At 59.6% G+C, this 16,070-nt stretch carries 19 protein-coding genes; 8 read left to right on the top strand and 11 right to left on the bottom strand.

All coding sequences use genetic code 11. The features are described 5' to 3' along the window. Window positions 1-80: 80 nt before the first annotated feature. The 3 genes from BLU52_RS16420 to BLU52_RS16410 all read left to right on the top strand — a co-directional run bounded on the left by BLU52_RS16420 (window position 81) and on the right by BLU52_RS16410 (window position 1,708). Window positions 81-317: a glutaredoxin family protein gene (locus BLU52_RS16420; RefSeq protein WP_090284897.1), complete on the top strand. Its 237-nt coding sequence runs from the start codon at window positions 81-83 to the stop codon at window positions 315-317. Between the two features lie 111 nt (window positions 318-428). After that, window positions 429-746, top strand: a complete 318-nt coding sequence (locus BLU52_RS16415) for a transcriptional regulator (RefSeq protein ID WP_003226726.1) — start codon at window positions 429-431, stop codon at window positions 744-746. Window positions 747-817: 71 nt separating this feature from the next. Then, window positions 818-1,708, top strand: coding sequence for a pseudouridine synthase (locus BLU52_RS16410; protein WP_090284895.1), 891 nt, complete (start codon window positions 818-820; stop codon window positions 1,706-1,708). Between the two features lie 77 nt (window positions 1,709-1,785). On the opposite strand, the gene BLU52_RS16405 is transcribed toward BLU52_RS16410, so the two are convergent. Continuing rightward, a complete protein-coding gene (locus BLU52_RS16405; RefSeq protein ID WP_016770600.1) occupies window positions 1,786-2,007 on the bottom strand; it encodes a YgdI/YgdR family lipoprotein in 222 nt (73 codons plus the stop codon). Between the two features lie 78 nt (window positions 2,008-2,085). Next, window positions 2,086-2,688, bottom strand: coding sequence for a molybdenum cofactor guanylyltransferase MobA (gene mobA / locus BLU52_RS16400; protein WP_090284893.1), 603 nt, complete (start codon window positions 2,686-2,688; stop codon window positions 2,086-2,088). Between the two features lie 81 nt (window positions 2,689-2,769). Here mobA and moaB point away from each other — a divergent pair, with 81 nt between their 5' ends. After that, the gene (gene moaB / locus BLU52_RS16395) at window positions 2,770-3,309 is read left to right on the top strand and encodes a molybdenum cofactor biosynthesis protein B (RefSeq protein ID WP_090284891.1); all 540 of its coding nucleotides are present in this window, start codon (window positions 2,770-2,772) and stop codon (window positions 3,307-3,309) included. Then, window positions 3,293-4,519: a molybdopterin molybdotransferase MoeA gene (locus tag BLU52_RS16390; protein WP_090284889.1), complete on the top strand. Its 1,227-nt coding sequence runs from the start codon at window positions 3,293-3,295 to the stop codon at window positions 4,517-4,519. The genes moaB and BLU52_RS16390 overlap by 17 nt, the downstream gene beginning before the upstream one ends. A gap of 61 nt (window positions 4,520-4,580) precedes the next feature. Here the strand turns inward: BLU52_RS16390 and BLU52_RS26890 are convergent, their stop codons facing one another. After that, window positions 4,581-4,889: a hypothetical protein gene (locus BLU52_RS26890; protein ID WP_197677943.1), complete on the bottom strand. Its 309-nt coding sequence runs from the start codon at window positions 4,887-4,889 to the stop codon at window positions 4,581-4,583. A 315-nt stretch (window positions 4,890-5,204) separates the two neighbouring features. Here BLU52_RS26890 and yegS point away from each other — a divergent pair, with 315 nt between their 5' ends. Further along, window positions 5,205-6,122: a lipid kinase YegS gene (gene yegS / locus BLU52_RS16380; protein WP_090284887.1), complete on the top strand. Its 918-nt coding sequence runs from the start codon at window positions 5,205-5,207 to the stop codon at window positions 6,120-6,122. On the opposite strand, the gene BLU52_RS16375 is transcribed toward yegS, so the two are convergent. From BLU52_RS16375 to BLU52_RS16365, 3 genes are all read right to left on the bottom strand, one after another. Beyond that, entirely contained in the window at window positions 6,106-6,765 is a 660-nt protein-coding gene (locus BLU52_RS16375; RefSeq protein WP_090284885.1) for a response regulator, read from the bottom strand. The genes yegS and BLU52_RS16375 overlap by 17 nt on opposite strands. Continuing rightward, window positions 6,762-7,655 carry a sensor histidine kinase gene (locus BLU52_RS16370; protein WP_090284883.1) on the bottom strand — a complete coding sequence of 298 codons (894 nt, stop codon included), beginning with the start codon at window positions 7,653-7,655 and terminating at the stop codon, window positions 6,762-6,764. Before BLU52_RS16370 ends, BLU52_RS16375 begins: the two co-directional genes overlap by 4 nt. 489 nt (window positions 7,656-8,144) lie before the next feature. Beyond that, window positions 8,145-8,612, bottom strand: coding sequence for a hypothetical protein (locus tag BLU52_RS16365; RefSeq protein ID WP_090284881.1), 468 nt, complete (start codon window positions 8,610-8,612; stop codon window positions 8,145-8,147). 455 nt (window positions 8,613-9,067) lie between these two features. Between BLU52_RS16365 and BLU52_RS16360 the strand changes: the two genes are divergently transcribed. Both BLU52_RS16360 and BLU52_RS16355 read left to right on the top strand, forming a co-directional pair. After that, window positions 9,068-10,003, top strand: coding sequence for a chemotaxis protein CheV (locus tag BLU52_RS16360; protein WP_090284879.1), 936 nt, complete (start codon window positions 9,068-9,070; stop codon window positions 10,001-10,003). A gap of 166 nt (window positions 10,004-10,169) precedes the next feature. Beyond that, the gene (locus BLU52_RS16355) at window positions 10,170-10,976 is read left to right on the top strand and encodes an MOSC domain-containing protein (RefSeq protein WP_090284877.1); all 807 of its coding nucleotides are present in this window, start codon (window positions 10,170-10,172) and stop codon (window positions 10,974-10,976) included. Between the two features lie 73 nt (window positions 10,977-11,049). Here BLU52_RS16355 and ppnP read toward each other — a convergent pair whose 3' ends face one another. The 5 genes from ppnP to atuD form a co-directional block, all read right to left on the bottom strand. Continuing rightward, on the bottom strand, window positions 11,050-11,334 hold the full coding sequence (ppnP, locus tag BLU52_RS16350; protein ID WP_007940055.1) for a pyrimidine/purine nucleoside phosphorylase: 285 nt from the start codon (window positions 11,332-11,334) through the stop codon (window positions 11,050-11,052). 70 nt (window positions 11,335-11,404) lie between these two features. Then, the gene (locus BLU52_RS16345) at window positions 11,405-11,947 is read right to left on the bottom strand and encodes an exonuclease domain-containing protein (RefSeq protein WP_090284875.1); all 543 of its coding nucleotides are present in this window, start codon (window positions 11,945-11,947) and stop codon (window positions 11,405-11,407) included. Window positions 11,948-12,017: 70 nt separating this feature from the next. Next, a complete protein-coding gene (locus BLU52_RS16340; protein ID WP_090284873.1) occupies window positions 12,018-13,979 on the bottom strand; it encodes an acetyl/propionyl/methylcrotonyl-CoA carboxylase subunit alpha in 1,962 nt (653 codons plus the stop codon). Window positions 13,980-14,097: 118 nt separating this feature from the next. After that, window positions 14,098-14,895 carry an enoyl-CoA hydratase/isomerase family protein gene (locus tag BLU52_RS16335; RefSeq protein WP_090284871.1) on the bottom strand — a complete coding sequence of 266 codons (798 nt, stop codon included), beginning with the start codon at window positions 14,893-14,895 and terminating at the stop codon, window positions 14,098-14,100. After that, complete coding sequence (atuD, locus tag BLU52_RS16330; RefSeq protein WP_090284869.1) at window positions 14,892-16,049, bottom strand: citronellyl-CoA dehydrogenase; 1,158 nt, start codon at window positions 16,047-16,049, stop codon at window positions 14,892-14,894. The genes BLU52_RS16335 and atuD overlap by 4 nt, the downstream gene beginning before the upstream one ends. Window positions 16,050-16,070 lie beyond the last annotated feature (21 nt).

Raw genomic sequence — 16,070 nt, 5'->3', positions numbered from 1 at the left:
AGCCTTTGGGCGGTGCTGGCTCGACGGGTTTTGCGCGCAGGCCTAGAATGGAGCCCCACTCATTTTGCGGTTGCGCGCACATGCCTCCTGAATGTCAGTTGTTCGGCACTCTCGGGTGTCATCTCTGTGAAGTCGCTGAAGCCGAGCTCATGCCTCTTGTCGAGCATGGGCTATTGGTCGAGCTGATTGATATTGCTGAAGATGAAACTTTGTACGAGGCTTACAGCCTGAGTATTCCAGTGCTGCGCCGAATCGATACCGGGGCGGAACTGGACTGGCCGTTCAGCGCGGACGAGGTTGTCGCGTTTCTGCGTTGATCCGGATTCCCTGCCTTTTCCGCCGGTCGCCACCAGGTTCCATCCCTTGGCTTTTTGCGGTTTGTTCGGTTACTGTATGCCCATACAGTAAATGCGTGAGAGGGATGAACCGTGGTCAATGTCGAACAGTTGAAGAACAGTGTGAACCGGATGTCGGTTGACGTGGTGCGCGAGGCCGTTCTTGAATTGCGCCTGGACGGGCTGGTCACGGAGGGCAAGACGCCTTTCAACAAGCTGCATTTCAACACTTGTTTCGCCGAAATCGAGGCGCTGTTCCAGCGTGCCGGTTATCACAAACAGCTGGATGTGGTCGGCTATCAGGGCTTGCTTTATGCCTTGTACGATCCGGGTCGCTGGGAGGCGGTTGACGTGCTGCGCTGGCTCAAGGAATTCACCGAGGCCGCAGCGCTCAAGTCGATCCCGGCGTAAGTATTCTGCGCTAGGTAGGTTTCCCTCAGTGCTGGATAATGCGACTTCGCATTGAGGGTCCGAATTTCCATATGTCCAATCCAACATTCTCTGCCGCCCACGCTCAGGCCAGCACGCTCTATCTGCCGCCGGGTCAATGGCGGACCGTACTCGATTGTCTGTGCGAGCATTTCAGTGCCATTGGCCGTGAGCAATGGCTGGACCGTATTGCCCGAGGGCGTGTACTGGATGGCAATGGTCAGCCGATCGACGTGAACCTGGCTTACAAGGAAGGTCTGCGCATTCATTACTTTCGCGAAGTGCCGGACGAACAGCCGATTCCGGTGCTCGAGACGATTCTGTATGCCGATGAACACCTGGTCGTTGCGGACAAACCGCACTTCCTGCCGGTGACGCCGGCCGGGGAGTACGTTGAGCAAACGTTACTGCGCCGCTTGATCCGCCGTCTGGACAACCCTCATCTGGTGCCGCTGCACCGTATCGATCGACATACTGCAGGGCTGGTGATTTTCTCGGCCAATCCGCAGACCCGTTCGGCCTACCAGTCGTTGTTCCCGACGCGGCAGATCGACAAGCGCTATGAAGCGATTGCCCCGGCACTTCCGGATATGGAATTTCCCTTGGTGCACAAGAGCCGTCTGGTCGACGGCGAGCCGTTCTTCCGCATGCAGGAAGGTCCGGGTGTCAGCAATACCGAAACGGCAGTGGAAGTACGGGAAAGGAACGGCGACCTGTGGCGCTATGGGTTGTATCCGGTGACCGGCAAGAAACATCAACTGCGCGTCCACATGACTGCGTTGGGCGCGAGCATCTGCAACGATCCGTTTTATCCGCAGGTGTTGAAAGATGTCGAGGATGACTACGCCAACCCGCTGAAACTGCTGGCGCAGGGACTGACATTCATCGACCCTGTGACCGGAGAAACGCGCGAGTTTGAGAGCCGGATCAAGCTGCAATGGTGAGAGTGCAGGCACATTACGAGCGCCCATGAAAAAGCCCGCAATCAATGCGGGCTTTTTTGTATCCGGTTGACCAGAACTTACAGTTCTTTAACGGTACGCACCTGATCCTTGTTGATGCGGGTCTCTTTGCCGTCCAGCTGCTGGAACTCGTAGAAGCCCGAATCGTCATCGTATTTCGGGGTGTCGACGGCCTGGATTTCGCGACCGTCATTCAAGGTGATCACTGTAGGCGAGGAGCAACCGGCGAGGGTAGCCAGGCCCAGTGCGAGCATGAAAGTGGCGAGGGTCCGTTGAGTCATGAGTGTGTCTCCGAATGGGAATTCTTTTGGTTACTGAGCTTGAGACGTATACAAGGCGTGAGAGTTCCTTGAATGGTGTCAGTCTGACACAGTGTTGTAAGCGTTTAACAGTTCGGGGGTGTTGAGGTTGGCCAGGCGCGGGTCGTTGTCCGGGCATTGCAGAGCCGTCGCGCCGAGACTTCGCATCACCCGGCCTGGGCTGCGTTCACCGGCGTTCCAGGCCTCTTCGAAGGCCGCCGAAAGGCTCAGCGGGATCACGCAAAGCAACGGTTCCCAGTGTTCGCCATGACGCAACATTAAAGGTTTTTCAGAATTCAGCTGCGCCGTCTCACGCATGCTCTGCAGCAATGCCGTGTCGATGCGTGGAACATCGCAGGGCAGTACCAGCAAGTGCGGATGGTGTGCGGCTTTCAGGCCGGCACGAATCCCGGCCAGTGGCCCGGGGAAATCGCCTTCATCGTCGGCAACCAGTTGATCGGCAAACGGCGCGTAGCGCTCGCGGTTGCGGTTGCAGGAAATAATCAGGTCGTCGGTCATTGCCCGGACCTTGCGCTGCAGATGCGCGATCATCGGCTCGCCCAGCCATTCCACCAATCCCTTGTCCTGGCCGCCCATGCGCTGGCCGCGTCCGCCTGCCAACAGCAGGATGGAACAAGCGGGTAATCGGGTGTTGACGGTCATTGCATCCCTCCACAGGGGCGGCGAAAAAAGGGGGCGCTGTGATATAACACCGGGCTGTTTCTCCTACAACTGGAAGAGCCTATGAAAGCCAAGGCTGATGTACCTTTCGTGCCGCTCAATATTGCGGTGCTGACTGTCAGTGATACCCGGACTCTGGAAACCGACACTTCCGGCCAGGTTTTCGTCGACCGCTTGACGGCGGCGGGGCATAACCTGGCGCAACGCGTGTTGCTCAAAGATGATCTTTACAAAATTCGGGCGCAAGTCGCCAACTGGATCGCCGACGATGTCGTGCAGGTGGTGCTGATCACCGGCGGAACGGGCTTCACCGGTCGCGACAGCACGCCGGAAGCGGTTGCCTGCCTGCTCGACAAACAGGTCGACGGCTTTGGCGAATTGTTCCGGCAGATATCGGTCGCCGATATCGGCACTTCGACCGTGCAATCACGCGCGCTGGCCGGTCTGGCCAATGGCACGCTGGTGTGCTGCCTGCCGGGTTCGACCAATGCGGTGCGCACCGGTTGGGACGGCATTCTCGGTGAGCAACTGGACGCCCGCCACCGTCCGTGCAATTTCGTCACGCATCTGAAGCAGGCGGCGCCGTGTGAAACCCGTGGCTAAGCCGGGCAAGACCGGAGCCTTGATGCCGGTCGAAGTGGCGTTGGCACGTTTGCTGGAAATGGCCGAGGCCGCACCCATCGTCGAGCATGAGCCTCTGCCGCTGGCGCAGGTCCAGGGGCGAGTGCTGAGCGAAGATCTGTTTTCCACGCTGGATCTGCCACCTTGGCCGAACTCCGCCATGGATGGTTACGCGCTCAACCTCGGCCAATGGAATGGGCAGCCGCTGCCGGTCAGTCAAAAAGTGTTTGCCGGCCAATCCCCGCAACCTTTGGAGCCTGGCACGTGCGCGCGCATCTTCACTGGCGCGCCGGTACCGGCGGGCGCCGACTGCGTGGAAATGCAGGAGAACGCTGCGGTCGAGGCCGACGGCAAAGTGCAGTTCCTCGAACCCATGAAGGCCGGGCAGAACATTCGGCCGCAAGGGCAGGAAACCACCATCGGTGAGCTGATCCTGCCGGCCGGAACCCGGCTGGGCCCGATCGAGCAAGGGCTTGCTGCGTCGCTGGGCTGTGCCGCTCTGAAGGTGGTGCGCAAGGTTCGCGTGGCGGTGATTTCCACTGGCGACGAGCTGGTGGAACCAGGTCAGACGCTTGGACCGGGGCAGATCTACAACAGCAACCGGGTGCTGCTTTGCAGTTGGCTGCAACGGCTTGGCTGCGAGGTGATCGATGCCGGCATTCTTCCGGATGACCTCGCCACTACCCGTGCTCGGCTCGGTGAGTTGCAGGATGTCGATCTGATTCTTTCCACCGGTGGCGTGTCGGTGGGCGAAGCAGATTTTCTCGGCATCGCTCTACGCGAGGAGGGAGAACTCGCACTGTGGAAGCTGGCAATCAAACCCGGGAAACCACTGACCTGTGGTCATTTTCGCAACGTGCCGGTCATTGGCTTGCCGGGAAATCCGGCCTCGACCCTGGTGACCTTTGCGCTGCTGACCCGGCCCTATCTGTTGCGACGTCAGGGCGTGCGTGAAGTCGAGCCGCTGAAATTCAGCGTACCCGCGGGTTTCGCCTGGCCTGTGGCCGGCAATCGGCGCGAATACCTGCGCGGGCGTCTTGAGCAAGGGCGGGCGACTGTTTACCGCAACCAGAGCTCCGGGGTATTGCGCAGCGCCGTGTGGGCTGACGGTCTGGTTGAAGTACTGGAAGGTCGCACGTTGAGTGAAGGCGACGAGGTGGGCTTCATTCCGTTGAGTGATCTGCTGGGCTGACCTGGCCATTGCAAAGGCAGGCGCCCGCTGACTCAAGCGGCGCCTGCCATGACTCACAGGTTCAATTGCTCATCAAGGTGACGAGCTGGTCGAACCGGCTGTTGGCGACCCAGCCCAGCAGTCCCAGGACCACCGCCATGGCACCGGCCGAATAGGCTAGCCGGTGCTTGATCGTTCTGACATCACCACGGATTTCGTCCATGTCCCGTCGAAGATATTTGAGATGGGTTTCCAGCTCGGTAACACGAGGTTCCATATCAACTTCTCCAGTCGTTCTGGCGCTGTTTTTGAAGTCGGACTTGTGGTTCGTGCGACTTTCAACGATGGTGCCAACCGGGCTCACTGGCATTCGCGCTTCATGGCTTGGCATGGAAGCATCCACCGGCTGTTTCAAATGTTCGCTTGCAGGCTATTCGGGCTCCAGAATTGACCGAAGCTTTGTGGGTGTATCCACTCATTACATGCACGTCCTTGTGTATTGGATTTGAAGATTGATACCGCCGGCACACGTTGACCCAATGCTCGAAGCGGGTCAATTGAGCCGATTCCGCATGTTTTGTAAGAAAAAGTACCGTCGTGTAGGACGCCCGCAGCGCAAGGCAGATTTAATTAGGGAGGGCGGGGCTTTTTTGCGTGCCGCAGTGGTCAAGATGTTTCAATCGATTCGATTCTGGGGAGTAACGCAATGAACGAGCGCCGGGCGCTGTTGATTCTGCATGGCAAACAGGCTCTCAACGAGGCGGTTCGCACTGCCGTCGAGGACAAGCGCAAGCAGGGCTGGGAGCTGGCCGTGCGCCTGACCTGGGAAGCCGGGGATGCACAGCGCTGGGTAGAACAGGCGTTAGCGGACGGCTACACCACGATCATTGCCGGTGGCGGCGATGGCACCTTGCGCGATATTGCCGAAGCGCTCGCGGCGCATCCGGGCAAGGCCAGTCTGGTGCTTTTGCCCCTGGGCACCGCCAACGACTTTTCCCGCGCCGCCGGGGTGCCGCTGGAGCCTGCCGAAGCATTGGAATTGCTCGATGTGCCGCCGCACGATATTGACGTGGGCGAGGTGGGCGGGCAGATTTTTCTCAACATGGCCACCGGTGGGTTCGGCAGTCAGGTCACGGCCAACACGTCTGAAGATTTGAAGAAAGTCCTCGGCGGCGCAGCTTATCTATTCACTGGATTGTCGCGCTTCAGCGAGTTGCATGCTGCCTATGGCGAACTGCAGGGGCCGGATTTTCACTGGAGCGGTGAGCTGTTGGCGCTGGGCATTGGCAATGGCCGTCAGGCCGGCGGCGGACATGTGTTGTGCCCGCAGGCGCTGGCCGATGATGGACTGCTCGATATCAGCATCCTGCCGGCACCACAGGAGCTGGTGGGGACTTTGAAATCACTGCTGAGCGAAGGTTTCGGGCTGGATAATCTGTTCGTGCGAACCCGTTTGCCCTGGGTTGAAATCAAGGTGGCCGAGGGGCTGTGCATGAATCTCGACGGCGAACCGCTGGAGTGCAACAGCCTGCGCTTTGAAGTGCGTCCGGCGGCATTGCGCGTGCATTTGCCGGAACATTCACCCTTGTTGAGCAGTACCGAAGCGATCAGTCGTCAAGGCTGATGATCTGTTCGCGCACGGCAAACAGCACGAGGCCCGCCACGTCGAAGATCTGCAGGCGCTTCATGATCTGGGAACGGTGGGTTTCGACTGTTTTGATGCTCAAGCCCAGGCCGTTGGCAATCTCGCGGGTGGACTTGCCACGCACGATCAGGCGCAGGATTTCCAGTTGGCGCGCCGTCAGGTTGTGCGCGTCGGCAATATCCGGCTGCTGGTTCTGATTGCGGGTCAGCGCCTGATTGATCACGGTATGGGCGATGGCCGGGCTCAAGTAGCGCTCGTTGTTGCGCAAGGCTTCCAGGGCGTGTTCCAGCTCGGTGGCGGTGGTGTCCTTGAGCAGGTAACCGTAGGCGCCGGACTCGAGTGCCTGCATGATCAGCGCCGGATCGGTGTGCATCGACAGAATCAGCACCTTGCTCTGCGGTCGTACGCGCTTGAGGCGTTGCAGTGCTTCCAGCCCCCCGGTTTCCTTCATGGAGATATCCAGCAAGATGATATCGGGATTAAGTTGCTCGACCATCTCGAGCAATTGCGAACCATCATTGGCCTCGCCAATCACCGCGTAACCGGGAATATCCAGCACCAGAGCGCGCACGCCGGCCCTGATCAGCGAGTGGTCATCCACCAGAAGTAAATTGCAAGTCAACGCATAACCTTATTCGTACTGGCCCGTTCGAGTGCGCGCGGCGCCCACGGGAAAAGTGCTTCGATCTGGGTGCCTCTGCCCGGCTCGCTGACGACGCTCAGGGTGCCACCCAGTTGCTCGATTCGTTCGGCCATCCCGGCCATGCCGCGTTGTCCTTCGCGACCCGGATCGGTCGCCGGCGCAAATCCCGCGCCGTCATCACTGATCAATAATGTCAGACCCTCGGGCAGGCGCTGCAAGCGTACCACCAGATTTTTCGCCTGTGCATGACGAAGAATATTGGTCACCGCTTCCTGGGTGATGCGAAAGGCGGCGACGGCCATCTCTTCTGGAATGCCATTGAGGCGCTGCTGACAATCGAGGCTCCATTGCACGCTGGTGTTGGCCAGGGTCTTGAGCAGATGCGCACGCAGGCTGGCCTCGAGTCCCAGACTGGTCAACTGGCGCGGATTGAGAATGGCCGAAACGTCGCGCACCTTGTTCAGGGTTTCTTCAAGGGTGTCGCATAACACCGAGCATTGTTCCTGCGAGTCGGGCGGCAGGCGACGCTTGAGCCACTCACTCTGCAGTTTCGCCGCCGTCAGCAACTGGCCGATATCGTCGTGCAGTTCGCGGCTGAGGCGATGGCGTTCGTTTTCCTGGACTTGCAGCAGACGGTCGGCGAGTTCCTGCGGCTGAAACTTGATTGATTTGCGCGACAGCCGATATTGCACCCAGACACAGGCAGTCGCCGCGATTTGCAGTAGCAGCAGACCCAAACTGAAGGAAGTTGAAAAACCATAGGTCATCAAACTGCCCAGTGCGGCCGCGACTGACAATATCAGCGTGAACCGACGCGCATTTTCCCGCGAAGGGGGCCATTGGGTAATTGACTTGAGGCTGGCGTACATAGCGGATGGAGCCAATGAATGTTCGCTGCGGGCAGACCGGCCGGAGCCTGGCGGGTCTCTGTCTGAAAATACTGTCAAATATGGCAATGGTTTCAACATGGTCGGGAGCCCCGGATGTTTGCGAACTTCAGCAGATAACGCCTGAATGAAAGCACCGTGCCATTAACTTGAGGACAACTAACGGGCGACATAATACCACTTAAGATACCGATGGTCGCGCTTGCTATATATGTCCATTCAGTCAGGAAATACATGGGTTTGCACGCCAGTTCCATAAGCACGAAAGTCGGTTTTGAGGGTGTGAAGTGAAGACCGGCGATGCCCCAAGTTGTGCTCCCTGGTACACAGGCAAACCCTGAGGCCGGCAGGAAAAAGGGCGGGTGATCAATGCTGATTATTTATATCGTTTTGTCGCTGGCAGGTATGGACTATTCAATTACGACATTCGAGGCGTGAGTCCGCCAAGGCCATCCGCGCCACGGCGATGAGTCAGGCCTGGCCCGAGTAAGGCAGTTGCGGCAAACGTTTGCTTGCCAGCGGCGACTGAATCGGGCTTTGACCGACCTGAAACGCCAGCGCTTCGATCAGCGAAGCCTGCTCGCTTTCATCCAGGCTTAATTGGCCAGTCTTCTGATCGACCAGCTCGAGCTGCCAGGCCATGAGCGTGAAGCAATCCTGCAACGCTTGCAGCGCCTGATCATGAAGATCGACACGAGCATGATTGAGGTCAAGCAGGCTGTGGATGTGCAGAGAAAATTCGCTGATCGACTCCAGCGCCAGAGCTTCCGCCCGGCGAGCAAGCTTGAGCAGGGTACTGAGCATGCATTCAATGGCGTCCCTGTCATTGCTGATCAGTTGCAGATGGCTCAGGCATTCCTCGGACTTGGCCAGCAGTGTTTCAGCCTCGACAAGAAATTCGGGGAAGCGTTGTACCCAGTCTTTGCGGTCGATTGGCATGCTTATCTCCACAACGTCATGTCTGATGAACGAATGCCGTGTGTAGCGACGATCATGAATCGTCGGCAGATCGCGCCCGGCCGTGCAAGTGCACAGACTGAGAGTTTCCAGAGGGTTTGTTGCCACTGAACTGCGATCGCACACAATAGCCTGACTCCGTTCATGCAATGAGAATGGCGTCACATTAATGGCTATTGGATATTGCGAATATCAGGTTGGGCCTGATTGTCCCTAGGGGAATCCCTTAGGTGCGGGAACCTATGACGCAAACCGAGGTCGCGCCGCAGATAAAAGTAGCAGATGAAAATCACTGCGCCAGTAAAGCATGATGTTAATGTGACATCAATGGCTGTTCAGGGCATTTTTTACAGGTTAGTCATGACAATCAAGAAGCGCCATTTGCAGCCGATAACCTCACATAAGTGAATTCATCAGAACAAGCCCAGGAGTCATTGATGGCCGGCATTCTCGACACGGTAGACCAACGCACGCAACTGGTGGGTGAGAATCGCCTGGAAATTCTCATGTTTCGACTGGCCGGGCGGCAGTTGTTTGCGATCAACGTGTTCAAGGTTCAGGAAGTGCTGCAACTGCCGAAGCTGACCCTGATGCCGCAGCGTCACCCGTTCGTTTGCGGTGTGGTCAACCTGCGCGGGCAGACCTTGCCGGTGATCGACCTGTCCCAGGCAATCGGCATGCGCCCCCTGGTGCCAGGGCCGAACAGCACCATCATCGTCACTGAATACAACCGTTCGGTGCAGGCCTTCCTGGTGGGCGGCGTCGATCGCATCGTCAACATGAACTGGGAGGCCATTCTGCCGCCGCCGACCAGCGCCGGTCGCCAGCATTATCTGACGGCCATCAGCAAGGTCGACGATCAACTGGTGGAAATCATCGACGTGGAAAAAGTCCTCGCCGAAATCGTCCCGTACAACGCCAAGGTCTCGCGCGACAAACTCGACGATCCGGTGCTGGAGCGCGCCCGTGGCCGTGAAGTGCTGCTGGTCGACGACTCCAATGTGGCGCTTTCGCAGCTGCGTGACACCCTCGGCCAGCTCGGGGTGAAAATGCACATTGCCAGCGACGGCCTCAAAGCACTGAACATGCTCAAGGCCTGGGCCGATACCGGCGTGCACATGACCGACAAGTTGCTGATGATCTTCACCGATGCGGAAATGCCGGAAATGGACGGCTACCGTCTGACCACCGAAATTCGCAACGACCCGCGTTTGCGCGGCCTGTATGTGGTGCTGCACACCTCGTTGTCGGGCAGCTTCAACGATTCGATGGTGAAGAAGGTCGGCTGCGACAACTTCCTCTCCAAATTCCAGCCGGACAAACTGGTCGACGTGGTGCGCCAGCGTTTGATGCTCGACGAAGTCCCGGCCTGATCACGCACCCTTTGTAGGAGTGAGCCTGCTCGCGATAGCGCTGTGTCAGCCCCGAAACATTAACCTGACACAGCGCAATCGCGAGCAGGCTCACTCCTACAGTCGTTGCTCTTTGATTCCTGAGCCGGCTCGTATAGGGTGGCGTTTTTCCATCAGGGAGCTGGCCATGCTGCGTCTGAGCGCGCTTTATCGTTACCCGTTGAAATCCGGCAAGGGCGAAGTGCTGCAAAGCGCCGAGCTGGACAAGCTGGGGCTGACGGGCGATCGACGCTGGATGCTGGTAGACGAGGCCAGCGGGCGCTTCCTGACTCAGCGTGCCGAAGCACGGATGAGTCAGCTGTCGGCGCTGTGGAATGCCGATGGCGGCCTGACACTCGCGACGCCCGGGCAAGGCTCCATCGATATTCCCTTGTCGGCGGATGATGCCGAGCTGCGCGGCGTGACCATCTGGCGCGATACCTTGCGCGTGCCGGATGCCGGCGACGAAGCGGCGCGTTGGGTCAGCGAGTTCCTTGGCAAGCCGACACGCCTGGTTCAGATGCCGCTGGATCGAGCACGCACGACACAATCGGGTTTCGGCCACGATGACGATCAAGTCGCCTTCGCCGACGGCTATCCGTTGCTATTGATTGGCGACGCTTCGCTGCAGGACCTTTCCGGCAAGGTCGGGCGTTCGCTGGAGATGCTGCGTTTCCGGCCGAATCTGGTGATCGAAGGCAGCGCGGCTTATGCCGAGGATGGCTGGAAGCGTATTCGTATCGGCGATATCGAGTTTCGCGTGGTCAAGCCGTGCTCACGCTGCATCATGACGACCGTCGACCCGCAAACCGGCGAGCGCAGTGCCGACCGCGAACCGTTCGCCACCCTGCAAAAGCATCGGGCCACGGCCGATGGTCCAATGTTCGGGCAGAACCTGGTCAATGACAGTAACGGTCGTCTCGAAGTCGGGATGCCCGTGGAAATCCTCGAATAATAAGTTTCCACGCATAAAAAATGCCCGCGTCGTTGAACGCGGGCATTTTTTTGCGCTGGATTGAACCGCCGTATCAGCCGCGGTATTCGCACAGGTAGGCAGTGTCGACCGCGACCTTCAGCTGGAACTTGCTGTTGGCCGGTACATTGAACTGGCTGCCGGCGGCGAAGGTTTCCCAGTCGCTGCTGTCGGGCAGCTTGACGGTCAGGGCGCCCGACACAACGTGCATGATTTCACGCTGGCTGGTGCCGAATTCGTATTCGCCCGGGGCCATGACGCCGATGGTCGCCGGACCTTCAGCGGTGCCAAAGGCGATCGACTTGACGGTGCCGTCGAAGTACTCGTTGACTTTAAACATGGGCGGTTCCTCGAAAAGGGCTGAAAAGGGGCCGGCCAGTATGCCCAAGGCTTTCAGCCCCGTCACGTCTCTAAAGCGGCAACACCAGTGGCAATAACCGCGCCGTGTTGCGCGCATCCTCCAGCGCCCGATGCTGCTGGCCGCTGAATTGCAGGCCGGCCAGTTGCAACGCACCGTTGAGGCCCAATGGCCGCTCGAGACGGCGGGCCTTGGCGAAGCGTTGTTTGAGGTTCATGTGCGGCACCCGGCTGAGGCCACTGTCGAGGTGCAGACGCTGCCATTCCTGCAGCAACTGCTTGCGATCGTAATCGCCCCAGCTGACCCACCCCTCGAGGCGCGATTGGTGCTGTGCCAGCCAGCGCTCGAAGGCCGGCCAGACCTCATGGAGCGGTTGCGCGGCATCGATATTGGCCTGGGTGATGTGCGTCAGTTCGCGGCAAAACGGAGTGAGCAAGGGCCGCCGCGTCGGTTTGACGAAGCGCTGAAAATGATCCTGCTCACGCCCGGCGCGATCGACCAGGGTGGCGCCAATCTCGATAATTTCCATTTCGGTGACCGGCCAGCCACCCTCGTCGGTGGTGGCTTCCAGATCTATGACCAGCCAGTGGGGCATCGCAGGGTTCCTGATTTTCGCGTTCTGATATTTCAGAGCGTAGTCAAAACCCGCATCGACGTGTGGGCGACTACTCGACCTGCAACAGAACCTGACGATTTTTTACCTGATCGCCAACCTTGACCTGCACCCGCTTGAGCACGCCGTCGATGCCGGACTTGAGCGGGTGCTCCATTTTCATTGCCTCCAGCACCACCAGCAACTGACCTTTGCTGACCGTGCTGCCTTCGCTGACCAGGACGTCGACGATGGCGCCGTCCATCGGCGCTTTCAAGGTGCCGGAGCTGACGCTGGTCTGACTGTCGATCGCCGCATGAGTTCGATCCTCCAGCCGCAGACTACCCGGATGGGTGAACAGCCAGAGCTGGGCGCCCGCCAGTCGACAGGCGTGGCGCTGGCGCACGCCGTTGACGGCCAGCGTCAGCGAATGCACGTCGAACTCGATGAGTTGCAGGTCGATCGTGCGTTCACCGAGGCTAACCTGAAACACGTCTGGCCCTTGAGCGTGCAGTTGCAGCGTCCAGTTCTGCTCATCGACACCGAGCCGGTAAGTCAGCGGCACGCTGGCGTTATTGCGCCAGCCGCTCAGTGGCTGACGATGGTTGCGCGCGATGCTTTGATAGAACAGCAGCGCGGCGATCGCCAATTCCTCGGCGCTGGGCACGTAGCGATGCAGGCTTGGATGATCGCTGAAGTGTTGGGCAATGAACGCGGTACTGAACTGGCCGCTGATAAATTGCTCATGCTGCAACAGGCTGGCGAGCAGACGCTGATTGCTTTGTATGCCCATCAACACAGTGTCCTGCACCGCGCGCAACAGCTTGCGCCGCGCCTCTTCCCGGGTGGTTCCATGGGCGATCAGTTTGCCCAGCAGCGGGTCATAGAACGGGCTGACCGCTTGCCCTTCGAGCAAGCCGTGATCGATCCGCACACCATGGCTCAGCGCCGGCTCCCAGGCCTCGATACGCCCGGTCTGGGGAAGAAAATCCTGCGCCGGATCTTCGGCGTACAACCGCACCTCCATGGCATGCCCATTGAGTTGCACTTGATCTTGAGTCAGCGGCAGCGGCTGGCCCTCGGCAATCTGTAATTGCCACGCCACAAGATCGACACCGGTGATCAATTCGGTGACCGGGTGTTCGACCTGCAGGCGCGTGTTCATTTCCAGAAAGTAGAACTGCCCTCGTGCATCGAGCAGAAATTCCACGGTGCCGGCGCCGACATAATTCACCGCGCGGCCGGCCTTCAACGCCGCTTCACCCATGGCTTGGCGCAACTCGGTGGTCATGATCGGGCAGGGCGCTTCTTCGATGACTTTCTGATGGCGTCGCTGGATCGAACAGTCGCGCTCGCCAAGGTAGATCAGATTGCCGTGATGGTCGCCGAACACCTGCACTTCGACATGCCGGGGTTCGACCACGGCCTGTTCAAGTATCAATTCGTCACTGCCAAAACCGTTCAACGCTTCCGAGCGCGCGGTGCGCAATTGCGCCGGCAGCTCAGCCGCACTGTGTACCAGGCGCATGCCGCGCCCGCCACCGCCGGCACTGGCCTTGATCATCAACGGGTAGCCGATGCGCTCGGCTTCGCGAAGCAGGGTCGCGTCGTCCTGCGCGGCGTCCTGGTAACCAGCGATGCACGGCACACCGGCATCGAGCATGGCGATCTTCGACAGGCGTTTGCTGCCCATCAGTTCGATGGCTTCGGCGCTGGGGCCGATAAAGGTCAGCCCGGCCTGTTCGCAGGCGCGGGCGAATTCGGCGTTTTCCGAGAGAAAACCATAGCCGGGATGGACCGCGTCGGCACCGCTGCGATGCGCGGCGTCAAGGATCGCCTGAATATTCAGGTAGGACTGCTGCACCGGTGCCGGGCCGATTTGCACGGCCTGGTCAGCCATTTTTACGTGCAGCGCATCGGCGTCGGCATCGCTGTAGACGGCGACGGTACGGTAGCCGAGAGCCTGGGCGGTGCGCTGGATGCGGCAGGCGATTTCACCGCGGTTGGCGATCAGGATTTTGTGAATGACAGGCATAGTGGGTTTCCTGAAATTTTGGCGGTGGATGTGGTGGCCTCATCGCTAGCAGGCTAGCTCCCACAGGTTTTGTGAACGACGCAAAACCCCTGTGGGAGCTAGCCTGCTAGCGATGCTTTCAAGAGGCCCATCCAGGTTTGCGCTTTTGCATGAAAGCCAGGGTGCCCTCGACGCCTTCTTCGCCGGTCACCGCCTCGCTGAACCACTGCGCGGCCTGATCAAGCAATTCACTCGACGGCTGCCCAGCGCTGGTCAACAGCAATTGCTTGGTCATGGCATTCGCCTGCGGCGCGCAACGCAGCACTTGCTGCAGCACCTCATCCAGCCGTTCGGCCAACGCCTGGGCATCGCGCTCGACAAAATGCACCAGCCCCAGTTGCCGTGCCTGATCACCATCGAAACGCGCTGCGGTCAGCGCCAGACGGCGGGCTTCTGTGAGGCCGATGCGCTGCACCACAAACGGCGCGATCTGCGCCGGAATCACGCCGAGGCTGGTTTCAGGCAAGCCGAACTGCGCCTGATGGTCGGCTATCGCGATATCGCTGACACAGGCCAGCCCGAAACCACCGCCGAGCACCGCGCCTTGCAGCACGCTGATCAATACCAGCGGCGTGCGCTGCGCCTCTTCGAGCAAAGCGCCAAAGGCCCGGTTCAGCTCGCGATAAGCCTCGCCACCCTGAGCACGCGCGCTGGCCATGTCCTTGATGTCGCCACCGGCACAGAAATGTCCGCCGGCGCCGCTGAGCACCAGTGCGCGGATATCGCGCTCGTCAGCAACAGCAGCGAATACCGCGCGCAATTCGCTGACCATCTGCAGGCTCATCGCATTGCGGCTGTCCGGCCGGTTGAGCGTGACATGCAGCACGCCGCCATGCAGTTCCAGCAGCAGCGTCTGGCACTCGGGCAGGTGGCTCATTTCTTTTTCCCCGGCAGGATGCCCATCAGCTTGCAGATGATCCCCAGCATGATTTCATCCGCACCGCCGCCGATCGATACCAGCCGCACATCGCGATAGGCGCGGGCCACCGGGTTGTCCCACATGAAGCCCATGCCGCCCCAATATTGCAGGCAGCTGTCGCTGACCTCTCGGCCCAGCCGACCGGCCTTGAGCTTGGCCATCGACGCCAACCGGGTGACGTCCTGACCTTTGATGTACTGCTCGGTGGCCTGATAGACCAGCGCGCGCAGGCACTCGATTTCGGTTTGCAATTCGGCGAGGCGGAAATGAATCACCTGATTGTCGATCAGTGCAGTGCCGAAGGTCTTGCGCTCCTTGCAGTACTCGATGGTGCTGTCGACGCAATATTCCAGGCCCTTGATCATATTGGCCGCGCCGAACAGCCGTTCCTCCTGAAACTGCAGCATCTGCATCATGAAACCGGCGCCTTCGTGGCCGATGCGGTTGCGCTGCGGCACGCGTACGTTGTCGAAAAACACCTGGGCGGTTTCCGAACTGCGCATGCCGAGCTTGTCCAGATGCGAGCTGAGACTGATGCCGGGCGTGTTCATCGGCACCATGATCAGTGATTTGTTGATGTGCGGCTTGTCATCGGACGTGTTGGCCAGCAGGCAGATGAAGTCGGCGCTGGGTGAGTTGGTGATCCACATCTTGCTGCCGTTGATCACGTAATCGTCGCCATCCTTGCGCGCCGTGGTCTTAAGCCCGGCCACGTCGGACCCGGCGCCGACTTCGGAGACGCCGATGCAGCCGACCTGCTCACCGCTGATCGCCGGTCGCAGGAATTCTTCGCGCAGTTCATCGGAGCCGAAGCGGGCCAGCGCCGGGGTGCACATGTCGGTCTGCACGCCGATCGACATGGGAATGCCGCCGCAATGAATGGTGCCGAACTCCTCGGCGGCGACGATCGAATAGCTGTAGTCGAGGCCCATGCCGCCAAATTTTTCCGGTTTGGAAATCCCCAGCAAACCCAGCTCGCCGGCCTGACGGAAAATCTCGTGGATCGGAAAGCGTCCGGCCTTTTCCCATTCGTCGACGTGCGGGTTGATCTGATGGTCGACGAACTGGCGGACGGTGCGCCGCAGCGCTTCGTGTTCCGGGGTGAAGATCATTGTTATTGTTCTCCGTAAGAT

Source organism: Pseudomonas granadensis, assembly GCF_900105485.1.
GTDB classification, from domain to species: Bacteria; Pseudomonadota; Gammaproteobacteria; order Pseudomonadales; family Pseudomonadaceae; genus Aquipseudomonas; species Aquipseudomonas granadensis.
Note: the sequence above shows the minus strand (reverse complement) of the source record. Positions and strands in the feature narration are given on the sequence as shown.